We start from the raw sequence: 17,037 nt of genomic DNA, 5'->3' as shown, positions 1-17,037 counted from the left end.
TCACCCTAACCCTCTCCCCAAAGGGGCGAGGGGATGGTTTGCTCCCTCTCCCTTTCAGGGAGAGGGCCGGGGTGAGGGTTGCAGCATTTGCAGTGTTTCAAGGATCTTTTCTAATACAGCCTCTTCGTTTTTCCAGAGTTCGTTGTTCCAGAAGCGAATGACATACCAGCCCTTTTGGTGTAACCACTTCGACCTTTGACGATCGTATTCCTGATTTTCATCATGCTGTCCGCCATCCAGTTCAATGGCCAGGCGAGCCGCACAGCATGCGAAATCCAGGATGTAGTTTCCTGCCGGATGCTGTCGGCGAAATTTATAATTTTCGAAACGGCGGCTTCGTAATAAATACCAAAGCCGTCTTTCTTCCTTCGTCAGCTCGCGTCTGAGCTGTTTAGCGTATGATCGCGTAATTTCCATCCCCACACTCTGCCAGCTTTTCCTTCAGCCGGCAGAACGGGATGCAAAAACCTGAATTAGCCTTCAGGAATCGTCGGCGAGGAACAGCTCAAGAAGGGAATTTAAGAACAGTTTGCCGTGCTCGGTGATCTGCCAGTAATCTTCACACTCAGTCAGATACCCCTGCGCCAGCGCCTCGTCAATCTGAGGACGAATCACTGACTCCGGCAGACCGGTGTAACGCGCAAATTCCGCGCGCGGCGCGGCTTCCAGCAGGCGGAAGCGGTTCATAAAGAACTCAAACGGTTTATCCGCCGCCTCAACGTCGTGCTGGCGCTCGAGATAACGGCCTTCCATATACCCTCGCGGGTGGCGGGTTTTGGCGGTACGCAGAATGCGACCGTCCGGGAAAGTCACCTTGCCGTGCGCGCCGCAGCCAATTCCCAAGTAGTCGCCAAAACGCCAGTAGTTCAGGTTGTGCTGACACTGATACCCCGGTTTCGCATACGCAGACGTCTCGTACTGCTGATACCCCGCAGCGGTTAACAACTGGTGGCCTTGCTCGAAAATATCCCACAGCGCGTCGTCATCCGGCAGAACCGGAGGACGGGAACCAAACAGCGTGTTGGGCTCAATGGTGAGCTGATACCAGGACAGATGCGGCGGGTTAAGTTCAATCGCCTGGCGCAGATCGTCCAGCGCTTCGTCGAGCGACTGGTCCGGCAGGCCGTGCATCAAATCGAGGTTAAAGCTGCGCAGACCCAGTCCTGTCGCCAGGTTTGCCGCACGCTTTGCTTCCTCAGGACCGTGAATGCGCCCCAGGCGCTTCAGTTTTGGCTCGCTAAAGCTCTGCACGCCGATGGAAATACGGTTCACGCCTGCACGCTGATACTCGACAAAACGATCGGCCTCAACGGTACCGGGGTTGGCTTCCATCGTAATTTCAGCATCCGCGGCCAGGCTCAGGCGCGCACGCACGCCGTCCAGCAGCGTCTGCATCGCCGGGCCTGACAGCAGGCTCGGCGTACCGCCACCAATGAAAATGGTCTTAACTTCACGTCCCTGTGCGTAAGGTACATCGGCGTCCAGGTCAGCCAGCAGATGCGCAACGTAGTCATCGTGCGGCACTTCACCTTTCAGCGCGTGCGAGTTGAAATCGCAGTACGGGCATTTCTGCACGCACCACGGGATGTGAATATAAAGACTCAGAGGTGGCAAATTAGCCATTACGCAGTGCTTCCAGTAACAGTTTCAGTGCGCGCCCACGGTGGGAAATCGCGCTTTTCTCTTCGCGGGTCAGTTCCGCTGCGGTTTTGCCCTCGGACGGGACAAAGAAAATCGGGTCGTAGCCAAAACCGCCGTTGCCCGCAGCTTCACGGGTAATCACGCCCGGCCAGCTACCGTGGCAGACGATCGGCGTCGGGTCCTCTGCGTGACGCAGATAGACCAGCACGCAGTGGAACTGTGCGGTCCGCTGTTCGTCCGGTACGTCTTTCAGGGCAACAAGCAGCTTTTCCAGATTCTGCTGGTCGGTTGCATCAACACCGGAATAACGAGCAGAGTAAATCCCCGGCGCGCCGCCAAGGAAATCGACGGCCAGACCGGAGTCATCGGCAATGGCGGGCAGACCGGTAATCTGCGCGGCATGGCGTGCTTTCAGGATCGCATTTTCAATAAACGTCAGCCCCGTCTCTTCGGCAGAATCTACGCCAAGATCGGTCTGAGCGACCACATCCAGCCCAAAATCATTTAATAGCGAGGCCAACTCGCGCACTTTACCGGCGTTGCCGGTCGCGAGAACAACTTTCTGCATGGTTTAGTCCTGTTCTGTCAAAGCCGCGACTTCCGTCGGGATGGATTGCGGGTTGAGGATTTTTACCTGTTTATGCCGCCCCAGTTCGCCTTTTTCAATGATGACCTGGCTTTTGGCCACGCGAAACTGTTTTGCCAGATATTTGGTCAGATGCGCGTTTGCCTGACCGTCAACCGGCGGGGCGGTGATGGCGACTTTTAACTCGTCGCCATGCAGTCCAACAATACTGTCACGGCTGGCTTTCGGCTGAATATACAGCCGCAAAACCAGCCCGTCAGCGCAGGTGCTTACGGCACTCATAGCGCCATCCACAGCCCCGGCAACAGCATGTCGCCCGTAGACTGCAGCAGTTCAGCGATCCCCATGTTGATCACATAGAGCAGCAGAACCAGAATCATCGGGGAGAAGTCGATGCCGCCCATAGAGGGAAGTAAGTTACGGATCGGACGCAGCAGCGGCTCGGCCAGCTGAATCAGGGCATACTCTACCGGGCTACGCCCCTGGCTCACCCAGCTCATGATGGCCATCACCAGCAGCACCCAGAAAATCAGCAGACCGACGGTTTTGATCAGAATCAGCACGGCGGCAATCCAGATAATCGGCTGGAAGGTGATGACCATAAACAGCACGATGGCTTTGATAACGCTAAGAATAAACGCTACCAGCAGCGAAGCGCTGTCGATGGGACCCATGGCCGGGATAATACGGCGCAGGGGCCCGACAATAGGTTGCGTGATTTTCACGACAAACTGGGAGAACGGATTGTAAAAATCACAACGGGCCCACTGCATCCAGACGCGCAGCAAAAGCGCCATCGTATACAGCTCAATGACCGTTGAGAGCAGGAAAGTCAACGTCTTCATGGCGTTCCTCAGGTTTCCTTATTATTTGGAGTAGTCGCGCGCACCGAAAATGGCGGTACCGATGCGCACCATAGTGCTGCCTGCCGCGATGGCGGCTTCCATATCATCCGACATGCCCAGAGAAAGCGTGTCTACCGTGTCGTAGCGCACTTTAAGCGCCTCAAATGCTACAGCCATTTGCTGTGCCACGGCAAACTGCCTTTCATAACTTGACTCTGGCGCCGGAATAGCCATCAGCCCACGCAGGGTTAAGCGTGGCAGGGCGGCCACGTCTGCGGCCAGCGCATCCAGCTCGCTCATCGCAATGCCAGACTTGCTGTTTTCGTCGCTGATGTTGATTTGTATCAGCACGTTAAGCGCTGGCATCTCTGCCGGGCGTTGTTCGTTCAGGCGTGTGGCAATGCGCAGACGGTCAATCGTATGGCACCAGTCGAAGTGCTCAGCCACCAGACGGCTTTTGTTCGACTGCAGTGGACCAATAAAGTGCCACTGAAGATCCGTATTCCCCTTTTCCCGGAAGTCGCGAATTTTATCCACGCCTTCCTGCACGTAGTTCTCACCAAATGCGCGCTGGCCTGCATCAATCGCTTCTGCGATGGCGCTCGCAGGCTTGGTTTTGCTGACTGCAAGGAGCGTAATTTCTTCTGAAGCACGGCCGCAACGCGTTGCGGCAGCTGAGATTTTGTCCCGGACCTGTGCCAGGTTATGCGCAATGTCGTTCATTTTCCGAGGAGTAGTATATGGATGTGGAAGAAATGGTGGCCCTTAGTGTAAAGCATAACGTCTCCGATCTACACCTGTGCAGTGATTCGCCACCCCGCTGGCGCCGGTCAGGACGCCTTGAACCCGCGCCGTTTCCGCCGCCAGATGTCGGGGCGTTATTAAAAGCGTGGCTGAATGATGAGCAGCAGGGAAGCTGGTGGGCTCACGGTCAGGTCGATTTTGCCGTGACGGTGGCAGAAGGCCAGCGTCTGCGCGGGAGTGCGTTTAAGCAGATTAACGGGGTGTCCATCGCCCTGCGGTTGCTGCCACGCACCTGTTCGCCACTCTCTTCGCTGGGCGTGCCGCGTGCCATTCCGGAACTGTTATCCAGTGACAACGGGTTGATTCTGGTGACGGGGGCGACCGGCAGCGGCAAATCCACCACTCTGGCGGCGATGGTCGATTTTCTCAACCACCATACTGACGGGCATATCCTCACGCTTGAAGATCCGGTGGAGTATCTGTACCGGAGCGAACGCTGCCTGATTCAGCAGCGGGAAATAGGTCAGCACTGCCCGTCTTTTGTCGAGGCGCTGCGCGGAGCGTTACGCGAGGATCCAGATGTGATTTTGCTGGGGGAGCTGCGTGATGCAGAGACGATCCGTCTCGCGTTGACGGCGGCGGAGACCGGGCATCTGGTGCTGGCGACACTGCATACGCGGGGTGCCTCGCAGGCCATTGAGCGGCTGGTGGACACCTTCCCGGCGCAGGAGAAAGACCCGGTACGTAACCAGCTGGCCGGTAGCCTGCGTGCGGTGCTGGCACAGAGGCTGCTTCCCGACCTGCAGGGTGGGCGTGTCGCGCTGTATGAACTGCTGGTGAATACCCCGGCGGCGGCAAATCTGATTCGTGAAGGAAAAACGTGGCAACTGCCCGGTATCATTCAAACAGGCCAGCAGGCGGGAATGCAGAACTTTGATCAAAGCGTGGCGGAGAGACGGGCGCAGGGGCGGCTATAGGCCCCTGAGATTAATAGCCCTGTTCGAAATAGCTTTCGAGGATGATGACGGCAGAGGCGGAGTCTACGCTGCCTTTGTTGAGCGCCCGGAAGCCGCCGTGCTCAAACAGGCCAGCACGCGCTTCGACGGTGCTAAGACGCTCGTCGTGAAGCTTCACGGAGACGCCAAAGCGGCCATGGATTTTATTGGCGAACTTACGTGCGCGGGCGGTAAGGGGTTGTTCGGTGCCGTCCATATTCAGCGGCAGCCCAACGATAACATCATCCGGTTGCCACTCTTTCAGCAGACGTTCGATAAGATTCCAGTCAGGCGTGCCGTCGTTGGCCTTCAGGGCCGTGAGTGGACGCGCGGTACCGGTGATGCGCTGACCCACAGCGACGCCAATGCTTTTGGTACCAAAATCAAAGGCCAAAAGTGTTCCGCTCATCAGGCGTGCCCCGCGACACCAGGCATGGTCAGAATATCAATGCCAATCAGTTTTGCCGCATCGCGCCAGCGATCGGCTATCGGGGTTTTAAACAGAATATTCATGTCCGCTGGTGCGGTAAGCCAGGCGTTATCGAGGATTTCCTGCTCAAGCTGGCCTTTCTCCCACGACGAGTAACCCAGCGCCACCAGCACTTCGGAAGGCTGTTCTGCGGTACCCAGCGTTTCGAGCACGTCGCGCGAGGTGGTGATCACGGTGTTATCGGAGATGCGGATACTGGAAGAGAATACCGGCGGGGTATGCAGGATAAAGCCGCGATCTTCTGCAAGTGGTCCACCCAGCATCACCGGCTTATCAAGCCGGATCTCCGGCAGTCGTGCTTCAGCCGGGATTTTCAGCTTGTCCAGAATCCCTTCAACCTGCAGGTTTTCCAGCGGCTTATTGATGATAATGCCCATCGCGCCGTCTTCATTGTATTCACAAATATAAACCACGGCGCGGCGAAAAATCGGATCCTGGAGAGCAGGCATGGCAATAAGAAAGTGATGCTGTAAATTCATTGTCAGAGGTACTGTTTCCTGGTTTAAAAAGCGACAGCGCCCAGTATGGGGATAAAGCCGGGCGCTGTCACAGATTATTTCTGTAAACGTTTTTCGATAGCGTCCATCAGCATTCCGGTGATCGAGATCGGGAACTCCGCTTCGATTTCGCGAATGCAGGTTGGGCTGGTGACGTTCACTTCCGTCAGGCGATCGCCAATGATGTCCAGGCCAACAAAGATCAGGCCTTTGGCTTTAAGCGTTGGGCCAACGCGGCGGGCAATTTCCCAGTCGCTTTCGGTCAACGGGCGCGGCTCACCGCGTCCACCGGCCGCCAGGTTACCGCGCGTTTCGCCACCCTGTGGGATACGTGCCAGGCAGTAAGGTACGGGTTCGCCATCCACGACCAGAACGCGTTTGTCGCCATCTTTAATGGCGGGCAAATAGTTCTGGGCCATGCAGTAGCGGGTACCCAGTTCGGTCAGGGTTTCGGCAATCACCCCAATGTTCGGGTCGCCTTCCTTCACGCGGAAAATAGACGCGCCGCCCATGCCGTCCAGCGGCTTCATGATGATATCGCCGTGTTTTTGCCAGAATTCCTTCAGCTGAGCTTTACTGCGGGTCACCAGCGTTTCAGGCGTCAGGTCTGAGAACCAGGCGGTATAAAGCTTCTCGTTGCAGTCGCGCAGGCTCTGCGGCTTATTGACGATCAGCGTCCCTTTCTCTTCGGCACGCTCAAGGATATAGGTGGAGTAGATGTATTCGGTGTCGAACGGCGGATCTTTACGCATCAGAATAACGTTGAGATCGGCCAGGGCAATATCCTGCTCGGTGCCAAACTCGTACCATTTGTCGTAGTTCTGCTCGACGTTAACGATGCGGGTACGCGCGCGGGCTTCACCGTTGATCAGGTAAAGATCGTTCATCTCCATATAGTGGAGCTCATAGCCGCGACGCTGCGCTTCCAGCAACATAGCGAAGCTGGAATCTTTCTTGATGTTAATGTTTGCGATGGGGTCCATCACGATGCCGAGCTTAATCATGTTCTTCTCCGTTTATACTTCAACCCAGATCGCCAAACCGTACCTGTAGCGCGGTAATGGCCGTGAGTGCCGTTGTCTCAGTGCGCAGAACGCGAGGTCCCAACAGAATATCAGTAAACTGGTAACGCGCCGTCATCGCAATTTCTTCCGCCGACAGGCCGCCTTCGGGGCCAATCAGCAGGCGTACACGTTCAACGGGCAGCGGCAGCGTATTAATGCTGGCGCTGGCGCGCGGATGAAGATTGAGCTTCAGTCCGCTCTCCTCTTCGGCACACCAGTCCTCCAGGTCCATTGCCGGGCGGATCTCCGGTATGCGGTTGCGGCCGCTCTGTTCACACGCCGCAATGGCAATTTTCTGCCACTGCTGGATCTTTTTGTTCAGACGTTCCGCATCCAGTTTAACGCCACAGCGCTCGGAAAAAAGTGGCGTAATGAGGCTTACACCCAGCTCAATGGATTTTTGAATGGTGAATTCCATCTTTTCCCCGCGCGACATCACCTGGCCCAGGTGGATGTGCAGCGGCGATTCACGATCGTCCACTTCACCGCGCAACACATTCACATGCACGCTTTTTTTATCCGCCCGGGTGATTTCCGCCTCGAAAACCTGATTAGAGCCGTCGAAAAGCTGTATTGCCTGGCCAGCCCCCATGCGCAGCACGCGGCCAACGTGGTTGGCGGCGTCGTCAGACAGGGCGATTTCGCGACCTGCGGTAATCAGTTCAGGGTGGTAAATGCGAGGAATGCGCATAGTCAGAAATTCCATATGTCATGCGAGATAAGCGAATTGCCGTAGTGTAGGTTAGCTCTTTTGCGCCTGGCAAGCCCGCTGGACGTACGGGTTATGATTCCCCTGGACTCTGGCGATGCGTTCGTCGCGCTGACATTCCCACTCAGTCACCGGATATTGCTTATCCCACGCATTGAACAGCTGCGTCTGCTGACGGGAGAGGTTGAGGTCGTAGCGGTCACGCATGTAGAAGTAGGTGCGGGCGATGCTGCCGCGCGCGCGGGCAGGCGGCTCGGCGACTTTTTCTTTAAAATCCACCTTCATGCCGCACTGGCCATATTGGCCTTCGCCACCGTTCCACTGGCTGTACATAAAGTTGCCGCGGTCACCGTTCACTTCACCCACGGCGGGCTGCAGGTTATGCATATCGCTTTCCATCTGGCGGTAGACAGGATCTTTAGAACAGTTTTTACGACCGCCATCCTGCCAGCACTGGCGCTGGTGGCCAAACTGCCATGCCGGAACGACATGTTCCCATTCGATGCGGCTGGCGCGGTTTTCGTTTTTACGCACCTTATAGCCGCAGGACTCCAGGTCCACGACCCCTTTTTTACCCTGCCAGTTAATTTTACAGCCGCAGTAGAAATCGCCCGGCACATCGGCGTTCACCTTCACGCCTGCTGCCTTGGCCTGGGAAAAACTGTTGATACCATCGGCCAGAGCATGGCCTGAGAACGCTGTCGTCAGAAAGGCGACCGCGAGAGAAAAATTACGGGACATCTTACACTCCGTGTCAAAACGAGCCCGCAACGTAACGAATGTTTTTCCTGTATGCAATCAGTCAGATCAGGAAAGTTCCTGAATGTTCAAATGATTACTCCGCAATCAGCGGTTCGCCGCATTTGACGCAGCGGTAGGTCGCCTCGCCGCGGACCACGCGATTATGGCGGCGGACGGTAAGCTGATGCTGCTGACACTGGCAGCGGTAGGGGAACGTATTGCGACGTACAGATTCCAGCTCGAACTGATGAGTTCTGCGCGCCGGAACGCCCAGTACTGCCTCCATCATCCACTTCCACTCTTTTCCGTGCGGCGCGACGCGACCAAAATGTTTCCACACCAGGAGGTGAGCCAGCTCATGCGGCACCACTTCCTCAATAAACGCCTGCTGGTTTTCCATCATCAACACCGGGTTCAGGCGGATCTCATACGATTCCAGCCAGGCAGTACCCGCCGCGGTGCCACGCTGCTGATAGACCAGCTTCGGTTCAGGGTAATTCCGACCGAGCTTCAGGTTCGCCTGGGCGAGTTTTTCCCGCAGGCTGCGCATAACGGCTTGCTGAAGGGCGATGGGGAGACGGGGAGCTTTCATAGGGGCAGAGCATAAAGCGCGAAGCGGGGAGGCGCAAGAGGCGCCTCCCGCAAGAGGATTAGTCGTGTGCGCCGATTTCGCGCAGTGGACGACCTTTCATCAGGTTACGTTCAATATGTTCCAGTGAAACATGTTTGGTTTCTGGAACCAGCCAGATGGTCAACACAATAAAGAAGATGTTCAGACCGGCGTAGACCCAGAAGGTGTTGGCATTGCCCAGGGTATTGAGCATGGTCAGGAACGTCGCGCCGACGATCATGTTGGCAATCCAGTTGGTTGCAGTTGAGCAGGTGATACCAAAATCACGCCCTTTCAGCGGCTGGATCTCAGAACACAGTACCCAAATCAGCGGACCGGCGCTCATCGCGAACCCGACGATAAACATCAGCAGCATGCCTACCGCAAAATACTGTGCGGTTGGGGAGTGGATGCCGACGTGCATCATGGTGCCCAGCACGCCCATACCGATCGCCATGACCAGGAAGCCCAGCGTCAGGGTAGGTTTACGTCCCCAGCGGTCCACCAGGCCGATCGCGATAAAGGTCGCCAGCACGTTGGTCAGGCCGACGATGACGGTGCCCCACATCTGCTCGGTGGTGTTGGTATAACCCGCCAGCTCAAAGATTTTTGGCGCGTAATACATGATGACGTTCATCCCGGTGAACTGTTGCATCACCTGCAGCAGCACGCCGAGGAATACTGCGCGACGGAAGTTGCTGTTCTCTTTAAACAGCGCCCAGCCAGATTGCTTCACCTTCAGGCTTTCGCGGATCTCTTCCAGCTCGTTTTTCGCCTCCGCACTGGTGTCGCGCAGGCGCAGCAGCACCCGTTCGGCATCAACGAAGCGGCGCTTTGCGGCAAACCAGCGTGGGCTGTCCGGCAGGAAGAAGACGCCAATCAGCAGCAAAATGGCCGGGATGATGATCACGCCAAGCATCCAGCGCCATGCCCCGCTGTAGCTGAACGCGGTATCGGAAAGATAAGCCCCGAGAATACCGATGGTAATCATCAGCTGGTACATCGAAATCATACTGCCGCGAATTTTCTCTGGCGCAATTTCAGAGAGATAGAGCGGGGCGGTGTAGGACGCGACGCCGACGGCCAGCCCCAGCAGTACGCGGGAAAGAATAAGCACTTCAACGTTAGGGGCGGCAGCAGAGAAGAGTGAACCGGCGACGAAGAGAATGGCACCAATCATTAGGCTCTTTTTACGTCCGAGCTTGAAGGAGAGCCAGCCGCTGCCGACAGCACCAACCGCTGCGCCAAACATCATCGAGCTGACCACCCATTCCTGGGTATGCGCGTTAATCTGGAATTCGTCTGCGATGAAGGGAAGGGCGCCAGCAATCACGCCGATATCCAGGCCAAAAAGTAAACCTGCCAGGGCGGCGAGGAAGCAGACGAAGAATGTCATCGCCTTGTTGGACGTACGCCCCTGTTTTTTATTGTCAGGCATTATGCCCTCCAGTTGGGTTATCAGTTTTATTGATGTTAAGGGTAGGTGAGTGACCCGTAAAAATATGTGAGATTAATCACATTGGTGTAATCGGTTACACTGGTGTGTAACCGTAAAAATTATTAAAGCTTTGAAAATATAGAGGTAAATGAGGTGATATGCATCGCGAAAGAATACATTTCAGACTTAACTGAAAGGAAATGTAACAGCACAAGAAATGCCATCACGCAAAGAGATTATTCCGAAAGCGAGGTGCATGGAGTTGTGTGTAAGCGGTTCCAAACAAAAAAAAGCCAGCATACTTGAGTATACAGTTAATAGGGTGTTTATTGATTGTGACTTGAAAATAATGATTACATATTAATGTTTTGGCCTACATCTTAAGATGTACACACTGTGTATAGCGGTGTGTACGATTTTCTTCCTAAAAATTTCAAAGGTGGCGGTCCTGCTGCCTCATACACCTTACTATTGTGTCTTAATAATGTAGCTATTCACATTCAAGCTAAATGAATATCATTATTATTAGGCGACAATAACTCAGTCCGACGTGTTGCCTAATAATGATTTTTTATATGCATATCTCCCTCAAATTTTCTGCTCTATTGCTCGCAATTCTTCATCACATTTATTCAGATCCCATGCGTAAAATGCACTCAGGTCACTAAACAGGCATCCCTCGTCTACTCATCAGTTGATATTGATATGAAGTGTTTCGACAGATACTCCAGGCGCTGAGATGTAAAGGACTCGCAGGATCTGCATTTTTATCCTGTCGGCTGTTTACCTCGAACCGGAGCACCACATATAATTATCGCTTTGTTACATCAGATGCACCCCTCTGCTCTTTCTCAGCCTGTGAATCTTTACAGGGGGCCGGTAGTTGCCGGACAGGGAAAGGAATAATTTCTCTTTAAGGATTTTATCGAATGCTGTTCGATACAGAGAAAATCAAAGAGCTGCTTCGGGAATCTCCCGGCCTGACAGGCAAACAGATAGCTAAAACTCTCGGATATGCTGACAAGTCAGCCCTGAATTCATTTTTATATAGCCATGCAGAGGGACTCAAACGGGTCGAATGGAAATGGTATGTTGACGATGAATATGTTCTGGTTCTGGATGGCGACGCTTGGATCGATGAAAATATTTTTGAAGCTAACTTATCAGCTTCGGGATGTCTGTTGAGCGCCTCTGCGCGCAGATGCAGCATAAGCTTCCCGGAAAGTTGCTCTATTTTATTGGCGGCTGGAGCAAGGATAATTGCATTGGCAAATCAGGCTGCATATTCTGGAAAATCCATAGAACTCGATTTTAGCAAATGCCCTTCTGCGAAAAACTACCTGAACCGGTTAGGTTTTTTTGATCATTTGCATCCTGATGTGTTAGTCAAGCCTGAGAGACCAACGAATTCAAGGGCACAACGCTATCAGGGAAACAGTGACAATCTGGTTGAGATAGCCTCTATAGACCTTGATGATTTTGATAACTCTATCCCTGTAAAGTTAACTAAGAAGTTTGTAGTCCATGCCGGCCAAAAGTACTACATGGCGGTGTTCACCATATTTTCAGAGCTGATTGGTAATGTCCGGGATCACAGTGAGAGCCCGATTCCTGGGTTTGCAGCGTTACAGTTATATAAAGGTAAGCGGCGCCACATTCAGACCGTCATTTCAGATAGTGGTTTGGGTATTGCCACGACATTGAAACGTAATCTTAAAAAACATTATCCTGAAATTTTCGAGGAACTGGAGTCATCAGGCGAAGATGCTGATTTATTCTTGGTTACCCATGCGCTTAAAAATGGTGGGTTGAGCCAATTTGGGTCTGCACCTGACGAGGCAGCTCGGGGACTGGGTCTGAAGCGTTCTCAGGATCTGGCCGCAAAATATGATGCTGTTGTTCTTGTCCGACAACCTGACTTTGAGTTGAGAATTACCTACAAGAATGGTGTTATAACTGAAATTACCAGCAAAAAAAGGCTCGCGTTGATTAAGGGCACACAAGTTTGCTTTGATTTTTTCCTGGGCTATGATTAGTATCATCTCCTTAAATTAACCATAAGAAGCAGGATTGTATGAAAGTCAAACTGCTGGAACTCACTGAAAACAATAACCATCCATTTGGAAATGTTTTGGGGCGGGAAGTGTTTAAGCGACTTCAAAATGTCGTTGACTCAAACCCTGGCTGCAAGTCTTTTGAAATCTCTCTTGAAGGAATTGTGGCTACCGATTCCTCTTTTCCACGTGAAAGTGTCATTGCGCTTGCAAAGCAGCTTTGTGGGGAAAAGTATTTCTTTATCACCGATGTCAGCTCAACAGATCTCATCGATAACTGGGACTATGCTGCCATTGCAAAGCAACAGTCTATGATAGTGGTTTTGGCTGGCGGAGTGCGGGTTATTGGCCCTGAAGCGAAAAGCTCGACAAAGGCGTTGCTTGACGTCGTGTTAGGACGTAATGGCGTTAGTACGGCAAATGTCGCTAAGTCTCTCAACATATCAGTTCAAAATGCGAGCACAAGGCTTAAAAAACTTTCCAGTGAAGGGGTTATCATGAGGTCTGAAGTGTCCTCACCAACAGGAGGCATTGAGTTTATATACTCCGGTCCAAATATTTCCGCTTAAACAGCTTGATTTAACCAGATTGCTGCATGTATAGTTTTCGCAGTGGTTCAGTTTTTTTCTGACACCTGGTTAAACAGCTTTATTTAATGAGATTCTGAAGCGCTACTGCTGAAGAACTCCTGGAGATATTTATGCAAGAGATTCGTTCCCAATACCCCCACGACCACTTCATTGAGGTGGCAGATGAACATCTCGTTTTCCGTCAGGTCGCGCTTGAGGACCGTACACCAAACGGTTCACAGATTTCTGCTGCATCAGGTTTTAAACCAGATCAAATGCCTGTTGTCCTGATGTTTCTTCCGAATGGTTCACTGGAAGATATCCGTCCTGATGAAGTTGTCCATCTTGGCTCTGATGTTCGCCGTTTCATCGTTATTGAATCAGATCGCACGTATTTTTTTACAATTGACGGGGCACGTCTTGAGTGGCCATGCCGCTTAATCACTGGTTATAACGTCCGTAAGCTCGGAAACATTGACGACAATAAAAAACTTCTTCTTGAACGTGAAGACGAAGCCGATCTTGAAATACAAAATGACCAGATTATCGATCTGGATGGTGATGGGATTGAGCATTTCATCAGCAGAAAGGCAACGTGGAAGCTGAATGTTCAGGGTAAGGAATTTACTTTTGATACCCCGACCGTTGTCATCCGGGATGCTGTTATCCGGGCAGGGCTGAATCCCAATCAGGCATGGCATATCTTTCTCAAAGTTGAAGGGCAGCCAAAAGTTGAGAAGAATATTGATGATATCATCGATTTGCGCACGCCCGGGATAGAGAAACTGCGACTTACGCCGAAAGATGTGAACAATGGCGAAGAGTCCCCTGCCAAGCGCCGTGAGTTCAGTCTTCTGCCCAGTGATGAGCGCTATCTTAACGAAATGGGGTATTTTTGGGAGACCAGCCTGAACGGCAATGCACGATGGCTGATTATTCACGGTTTTGAGGTGCCGGAAGGATATAATCATCAACAGGTAAATCTGGCACTGTCGATAACATCTGGCTATCCCGTAAACATGTTGGATATGTTTTATGTCTATCCACCATTGGCTCGGGTCAATGGCGTCAACATTCCGGCTACGGAAGCTACGGCGGTTATTGATAGTGTTGCGTATCAGCGATGGTCTCGCCATCGCTCATGGGATCCTGAGACCGATTCAGTTATTTCTCAACTGGCCATGGCTGATGGTTGTCTGCAAAAGGAGGTGGAGCAATGAGCCACGGAAGTCGTCTAATCTTAACTCAGGAACTCCATACTTCTCTGAAGAAACATCTTTTTCCAGGAGACGGAAAAGAGGCGGCTGCAATCCTGGTGTGTAACCGTTATGAAGGAGTTCGTCTGAAGCTCATGGCAAAGGAGCTAATTCCGGTTCCATATGAAGAGTGCGTATCCAGGACGAGTGACTTTATATCATGGCCTGGTAGCTATCTGGAGAAAGCCATTGATGCCGCTGAAGAAACTTTAATGACAGTTATTCTTGTACATTCACATCCCGGCGGTTTGCTTGAATTCTCGGATACGGATGATGCAAGTGATGCTCAGACGATGCTTTCTCTTTATCAGGGCGTTGACACTGTTCATGGTTCAGCAATTATGGTCTCTGAAGGAAGCATGCGTGCACGGCTCTATCGTAAGGGGAAATACGCTGAGAATGTGGATTTAGTAACTGTCGCAGGTGATGATATTCACTACTGGTGGGATGGTATTTATGAGTTAAGCCAGCAACCGATAGCTTTTACATCGGGTATGACTGACACCTTTAACAAACTTACCGCAGCTATCATTGGTGTATCTGGCACAGGTTCAATTGTGGCCGAACAGGTTGCCCGGCTAGGATTTGGGGAAATAGTTCTTATTGATCATGATCATATTGAAAAGAAAAATCTGAACAGGATCCTGAACTCGACTCTTGATGATGCCCTGAGCGGCCGGTCGAAGGTTGATATGTTTGCGCAAGCTATTCGCAATATACGAGGAAAAGATATTGCCCAACCCATTCAGGACACCATCTTCTCGCGAGAAGCCGTTCTGTCAGCGGCAAATGCAGATGTGATTTTTTGCTGTGTTGATACTTTCCAGGCTCGGATGATTGCAGATCGCATTGCTTCGTCATTTTTAATCCCACTGCTTGATGTGGGTGTAAAAATACCAACGCATGTTGATCCTGAGGATGGAAGAAAAATTACGGATGTCACGGGACGGATAGACTATGTAAAACCCGGTGGCTCTACGTTATCTGATCGGCATGTATACACCCCGGAGCTTATCTACCGTGAAAACCTGAGCGAAGAAGAGTATGACGAGCAAGTCGAAAGAGGTTACATCACAGGGCTACAGGAAGAGGCTCCAGCTGTAATAACACTGAACATGAGGGCAGCGGCAGCATGTGTACTGGAATATATCGCCAGATGTTTCCCTTTTCGTGAATACCCTAACAAGGGATATGCGCGAACGTTGTTCAGTCTTTCTGGCGTTGAAGAGGACTATATCGATGAAGATGCAATTGCCAGGGCTCCCAATCCCCGTATAGCCGCTGGCAGGAAAGAACCACTTTTGGGTATTCCTGAACTGGGAGATATGTAATGTCTTTTTTCAACAAGGTTCTTTATTATTTTCTACGCAAGTTTGAATATTTACTTCCGGCAAGGCAACTGATCATCGTTAATGAGGATTCATTACCGGATAAGATGCCTCTTCGTTCCATAATTCTCGCCAGAGAGGGCACGGAGGATTGGTGTATTGGATTTAAGTGTCCCTGTGGATGTGAGCGAACCATTGAGTTACTGGTTATAGAAGAAGCCAACCCCAGATGGGATTATGCTCTTGACGATAACAGTTTACCTTCCCTGTATCCTTCTGTATGGCTAAAAGATGGTTGTCAATCTCATTTCTGGATAAAAAAAGGAAGAGTTATTTGGGTTTGATTTCTAACTTTTGAAAGGAAATGGCAAATTATCCAGATAATAAAAAACAGAGCCTGTTCATGTACTTGTGAGTAGTTTTTCACTTAGGGACACCCTGAGCAAAAACAATTTGCAGGTTTAATCAGGTCTGAACAGCCAGTTTCAAAGCGATTCATTTCAATCATGTATTTGTAAATCTCATGACGAGACTCTGAATTTAATTTAGAGAGTCTTTTAATGTTTATTTTGTAAATTATTGGATGGTGTTTTAAATATAATAAATTGCTTTCTATCAGAGAACTTATCTGTCTATCCATAGGGGAAGTGCTTCGTCGTTACGCCGGTCACAGCGCTTGCCCTGCTAACCGGCAGAAAGTTTAACTGGTAGTGAGAACTGCCCACGCGATACGCACAAGGCGCGGCTGACTTGCGCTATTCTCCATCCTTAGGCAACAAGGACGCAGGCGCTATCCATTTTCACGAGTGATCGCACTCCACGCCTTCTTTCAGGACCTCTTCCTCCATACAGCTTAAGTTCTCGCAAACGAACGATTCACCTTTAGAGATCCTGCAACATACTCATAATGTTCTCTGAGTCGAGCATCATGCAGAAAGCCCTTTCAATAAGGGTTTAAGCGCTACTACATGTTTGTTTAACAATCTATAGTTTGTATTCTTGTTTTAACACCCTGTACGTTGTTAAATGAGACTCCAGAAGCATGTTTCAGACGCAACAACGCGTGGTTATCTCAAAATGAATAAAGCCTATCCGATAAAGCATCTTGATCATTTACGTCCAATATTGATTGGTTTTCGCAAAGTTAATGGACTCACACAGAAAGCTATTTCAGAGCGATTAGGAGTGTCACAGCAAGCTTATGCACGTTTCGAATCCAATCCATCGAGTGCCAGTTTTGAAAGGCTATTCAGAGTGTTTACTGTTTTAGGGATTGAGCTTTCCTTATCTTCGAACAAACCTTCAACTCCAGCTTCCTCAACAGAAGAGAAAGACAAATATGAAGTGGTCAACAAAAACTGGCCACCGCGTTAGAGTTTTTCCAGTATCGGTTTTCTGATTCGTTTGGCGTTAACCCACCATTATATTCGTGCGGTCTTAGTGCGCTGTAATATCCAACGATATAGTCCG

20 protein-coding genes and 1 pseudogene are annotated in these 17,037 nt (G+C 51.3%); 7 read left to right on the top strand and 14 right to left on the bottom strand.

Annotation, left to right across the window (positions count from 1 at the left end):
• Window positions 1–54: 54 nt before the first annotated feature.
• The 6 genes from ACOTYN_RS13070 to ACOTYN_RS13045 all read right to left on the bottom strand — a co-directional run bounded on the left by ACOTYN_RS13070 (window position 55) and on the right by ACOTYN_RS13045 (window position 3,795).
• Window positions 55–417: an endonuclease domain-containing protein gene (locus tag ACOTYN_RS13070; RefSeq protein ID WP_014885196.1), complete on the bottom strand. Its 363-nt coding sequence runs from the start codon at window positions 415–417 to the stop codon at window positions 55–57.
• Between the two features lie 63 nt (window positions 418–480).
• A complete protein-coding gene (gene hemW, locus ACOTYN_RS13065; protein ID WP_023338778.1) occupies window positions 481–1,623 on the bottom strand; it encodes a radical SAM family heme chaperone HemW in 1,143 nt (380 codons plus the stop codon).
• Entirely contained in the window at window positions 1,616–2,209 is a 594-nt protein-coding gene (locus ACOTYN_RS13060; protein WP_023331280.1) for an XTP/dITP diphosphatase, read from the bottom strand. The genes hemW and ACOTYN_RS13060 overlap by 8 nt, the downstream gene beginning before the upstream one ends.
• Before the next feature lie 3 nt (window positions 2,210–2,212).
• Window positions 2,213–2,509, bottom strand: a complete 297-nt coding sequence (yggU, locus tag ACOTYN_RS13055) for a DUF167 family protein YggU (protein ID WP_014885193.1) — start codon at window positions 2,507–2,509, stop codon at window positions 2,213–2,215.
• Complete coding sequence (locus ACOTYN_RS13050; RefSeq protein WP_014885192.1) at window positions 2,506–3,072, bottom strand: YggT family protein; 567 nt, start codon at window positions 3,070–3,072, stop codon at window positions 2,506–2,508. Before ACOTYN_RS13050 ends, yggU begins: the two co-directional genes overlap by 4 nt.
• 21 nt (window positions 3,073–3,093) lie before the next feature.
• The gene (locus ACOTYN_RS13045; protein ID WP_332957989.1) at window positions 3,094–3,795 is read right to left on the bottom strand and encodes a YggS family pyridoxal phosphate-dependent enzyme; all 702 of its coding nucleotides are present in this window, start codon (window positions 3,793–3,795) and stop codon (window positions 3,094–3,096) included.
• Window positions 3,796–3,812: 17 nt separating this feature from the next.
• Between ACOTYN_RS13045 and ACOTYN_RS13040 the strand changes: the two genes are divergently transcribed.
• A complete protein-coding gene (locus ACOTYN_RS13040) occupies window positions 3,813–4,793 on the top strand; it encodes a type IV pilus twitching motility protein PilT (RefSeq protein WP_032635579.1) in 981 nt (326 codons plus the stop codon).
• Window positions 4,794–4,803: 10 nt separating this feature from the next.
• Here ACOTYN_RS13040 and ruvX read toward each other — a convergent pair whose 3' ends face one another.
• From ruvX to galP, 7 genes are all read right to left on the bottom strand, one after another.
• Window positions 4,804–5,220, bottom strand: a complete 417-nt coding sequence (ruvX, locus tag ACOTYN_RS13035) for a Holliday junction resolvase RuvX (RefSeq protein WP_006811925.1) — start codon at window positions 5,218–5,220, stop codon at window positions 4,804–4,806.
• Window positions 5,220–5,780, bottom strand: coding sequence for a YqgE/AlgH family protein (locus ACOTYN_RS13030; protein WP_008499752.1), 561 nt, complete (start codon window positions 5,778–5,780; stop codon window positions 5,220–5,222). The genes ruvX and ACOTYN_RS13030 overlap by 1 nt, the downstream gene beginning before the upstream one ends.
• A gap of 74 nt (window positions 5,781–5,854) precedes the next feature.
• Window positions 5,855–6,802, bottom strand: a complete 948-nt coding sequence (gshB, locus tag ACOTYN_RS13025) for a glutathione synthase (protein ID WP_023331278.1) — start codon at window positions 6,800–6,802, stop codon at window positions 5,855–5,857.
• Between the two features lie 19 nt (window positions 6,803–6,821).
• On the bottom strand, window positions 6,822–7,553 hold the full coding sequence (rsmE, locus tag ACOTYN_RS13020; RefSeq protein ID WP_045134811.1) for a 16S rRNA (uracil(1498)-N(3))-methyltransferase: 732 nt from the start codon (window positions 7,551–7,553) through the stop codon (window positions 6,822–6,824).
• Window positions 7,554–7,604: 51 nt separating this feature from the next.
• On the bottom strand, window positions 7,605–8,312 hold the full coding sequence (gene endA / locus ACOTYN_RS13015; protein ID WP_014885187.1) for a deoxyribonuclease I: 708 nt from the start codon (window positions 8,310–8,312) through the stop codon (window positions 7,605–7,607).
• 94 nt (window positions 8,313–8,406) lie between these two features.
• Window positions 8,407–8,904 carry a SprT family zinc-dependent metalloprotease gene (locus tag ACOTYN_RS13010; RefSeq protein WP_014885186.1) on the bottom strand — a complete coding sequence of 166 codons (498 nt, stop codon included), beginning with the start codon at window positions 8,902–8,904 and terminating at the stop codon, window positions 8,407–8,409.
• A 58-nt stretch (window positions 8,905–8,962) separates the two neighbouring features.
• Window positions 8,963–10,360, bottom strand: coding sequence for a galactose/proton symporter (galP, locus tag ACOTYN_RS13005; RefSeq protein WP_045134809.1), 1,398 nt, complete (start codon window positions 10,358–10,360; stop codon window positions 8,963–8,965).
• Between the two features lie 929 nt (window positions 10,361–11,289).
• Between galP and ACOTYN_RS13000 the strand changes: the two genes are divergently transcribed.
• From ACOTYN_RS13000 to ACOTYN_RS12975, 6 genes are all read left to right on the top strand, one after another.
• Window positions 11,290–12,396 carry a hypothetical protein gene (locus ACOTYN_RS13000; RefSeq protein ID WP_001567866.1) on the top strand — a complete coding sequence of 369 codons (1,107 nt, stop codon included), beginning with the start codon at window positions 11,290–11,292 and terminating at the stop codon, window positions 12,394–12,396.
• A 38-nt stretch (window positions 12,397–12,434) separates the two neighbouring features.
• Window positions 12,435–12,983 carry a winged helix-turn-helix domain-containing protein gene (locus tag ACOTYN_RS12995; protein ID WP_001567865.1) on the top strand — a complete coding sequence of 183 codons (549 nt, stop codon included), beginning with the start codon at window positions 12,435–12,437 and terminating at the stop codon, window positions 12,981–12,983.
• A 131-nt stretch (window positions 12,984–13,114) separates the two neighbouring features.
• Window positions 13,115–14,203 (top strand): multiubiquitin domain-containing protein, encoded by a 1,089-nt coding sequence (locus ACOTYN_RS12990; protein ID WP_032622076.1) that lies wholly within the window; start codon window positions 13,115–13,117, stop codon window positions 14,201–14,203.
• On the top strand, window positions 14,200–15,570 hold the full coding sequence (locus tag ACOTYN_RS12985; protein ID WP_032622075.1) for a ThiF family adenylyltransferase: 1,371 nt from the start codon (window positions 14,200–14,202) through the stop codon (window positions 15,568–15,570). The genes ACOTYN_RS12990 and ACOTYN_RS12985 overlap by 4 nt, the downstream gene beginning before the upstream one ends.
• Window positions 15,570–15,911: a DUF6527 family protein gene (locus ACOTYN_RS12980; RefSeq protein ID WP_032622073.1), complete on the top strand. Its 342-nt coding sequence runs from the start codon at window positions 15,570–15,572 to the stop codon at window positions 15,909–15,911. The genes ACOTYN_RS12985 and ACOTYN_RS12980 overlap by 1 nt, the downstream gene beginning before the upstream one ends.
• A gap of 733 nt (window positions 15,912–16,644) precedes the next feature.
• Window positions 16,645–16,941, top strand: coding sequence for a helix-turn-helix domain-containing protein (locus ACOTYN_RS12975; RefSeq protein WP_166182120.1), 297 nt, complete (start codon window positions 16,645–16,647; stop codon window positions 16,939–16,941).
• Here the strand turns inward: ACOTYN_RS12975 and ACOTYN_RS12970 are convergent.
• Window positions 16,916–17,037: pseudogene (locus ACOTYN_RS12970) on the bottom strand (IS3 family transposase); the annotation flags it as partial. The gene ACOTYN_RS12975 and the pseudogene ACOTYN_RS12970 sit on opposite strands and share 26 nt — an antisense overlap.

Origin of the sequence: Enterobacter cloacae complex sp. IR5458, assembly GCF_049238025.1 — a bacterium.
GTDB classification, from domain to species: Bacteria; Pseudomonadota; Gammaproteobacteria; order Enterobacterales; family Enterobacteriaceae; genus Enterobacter; species Enterobacter kobei.
This window is presented reverse-complemented; position numbering and strand designations above follow the sequence as displayed.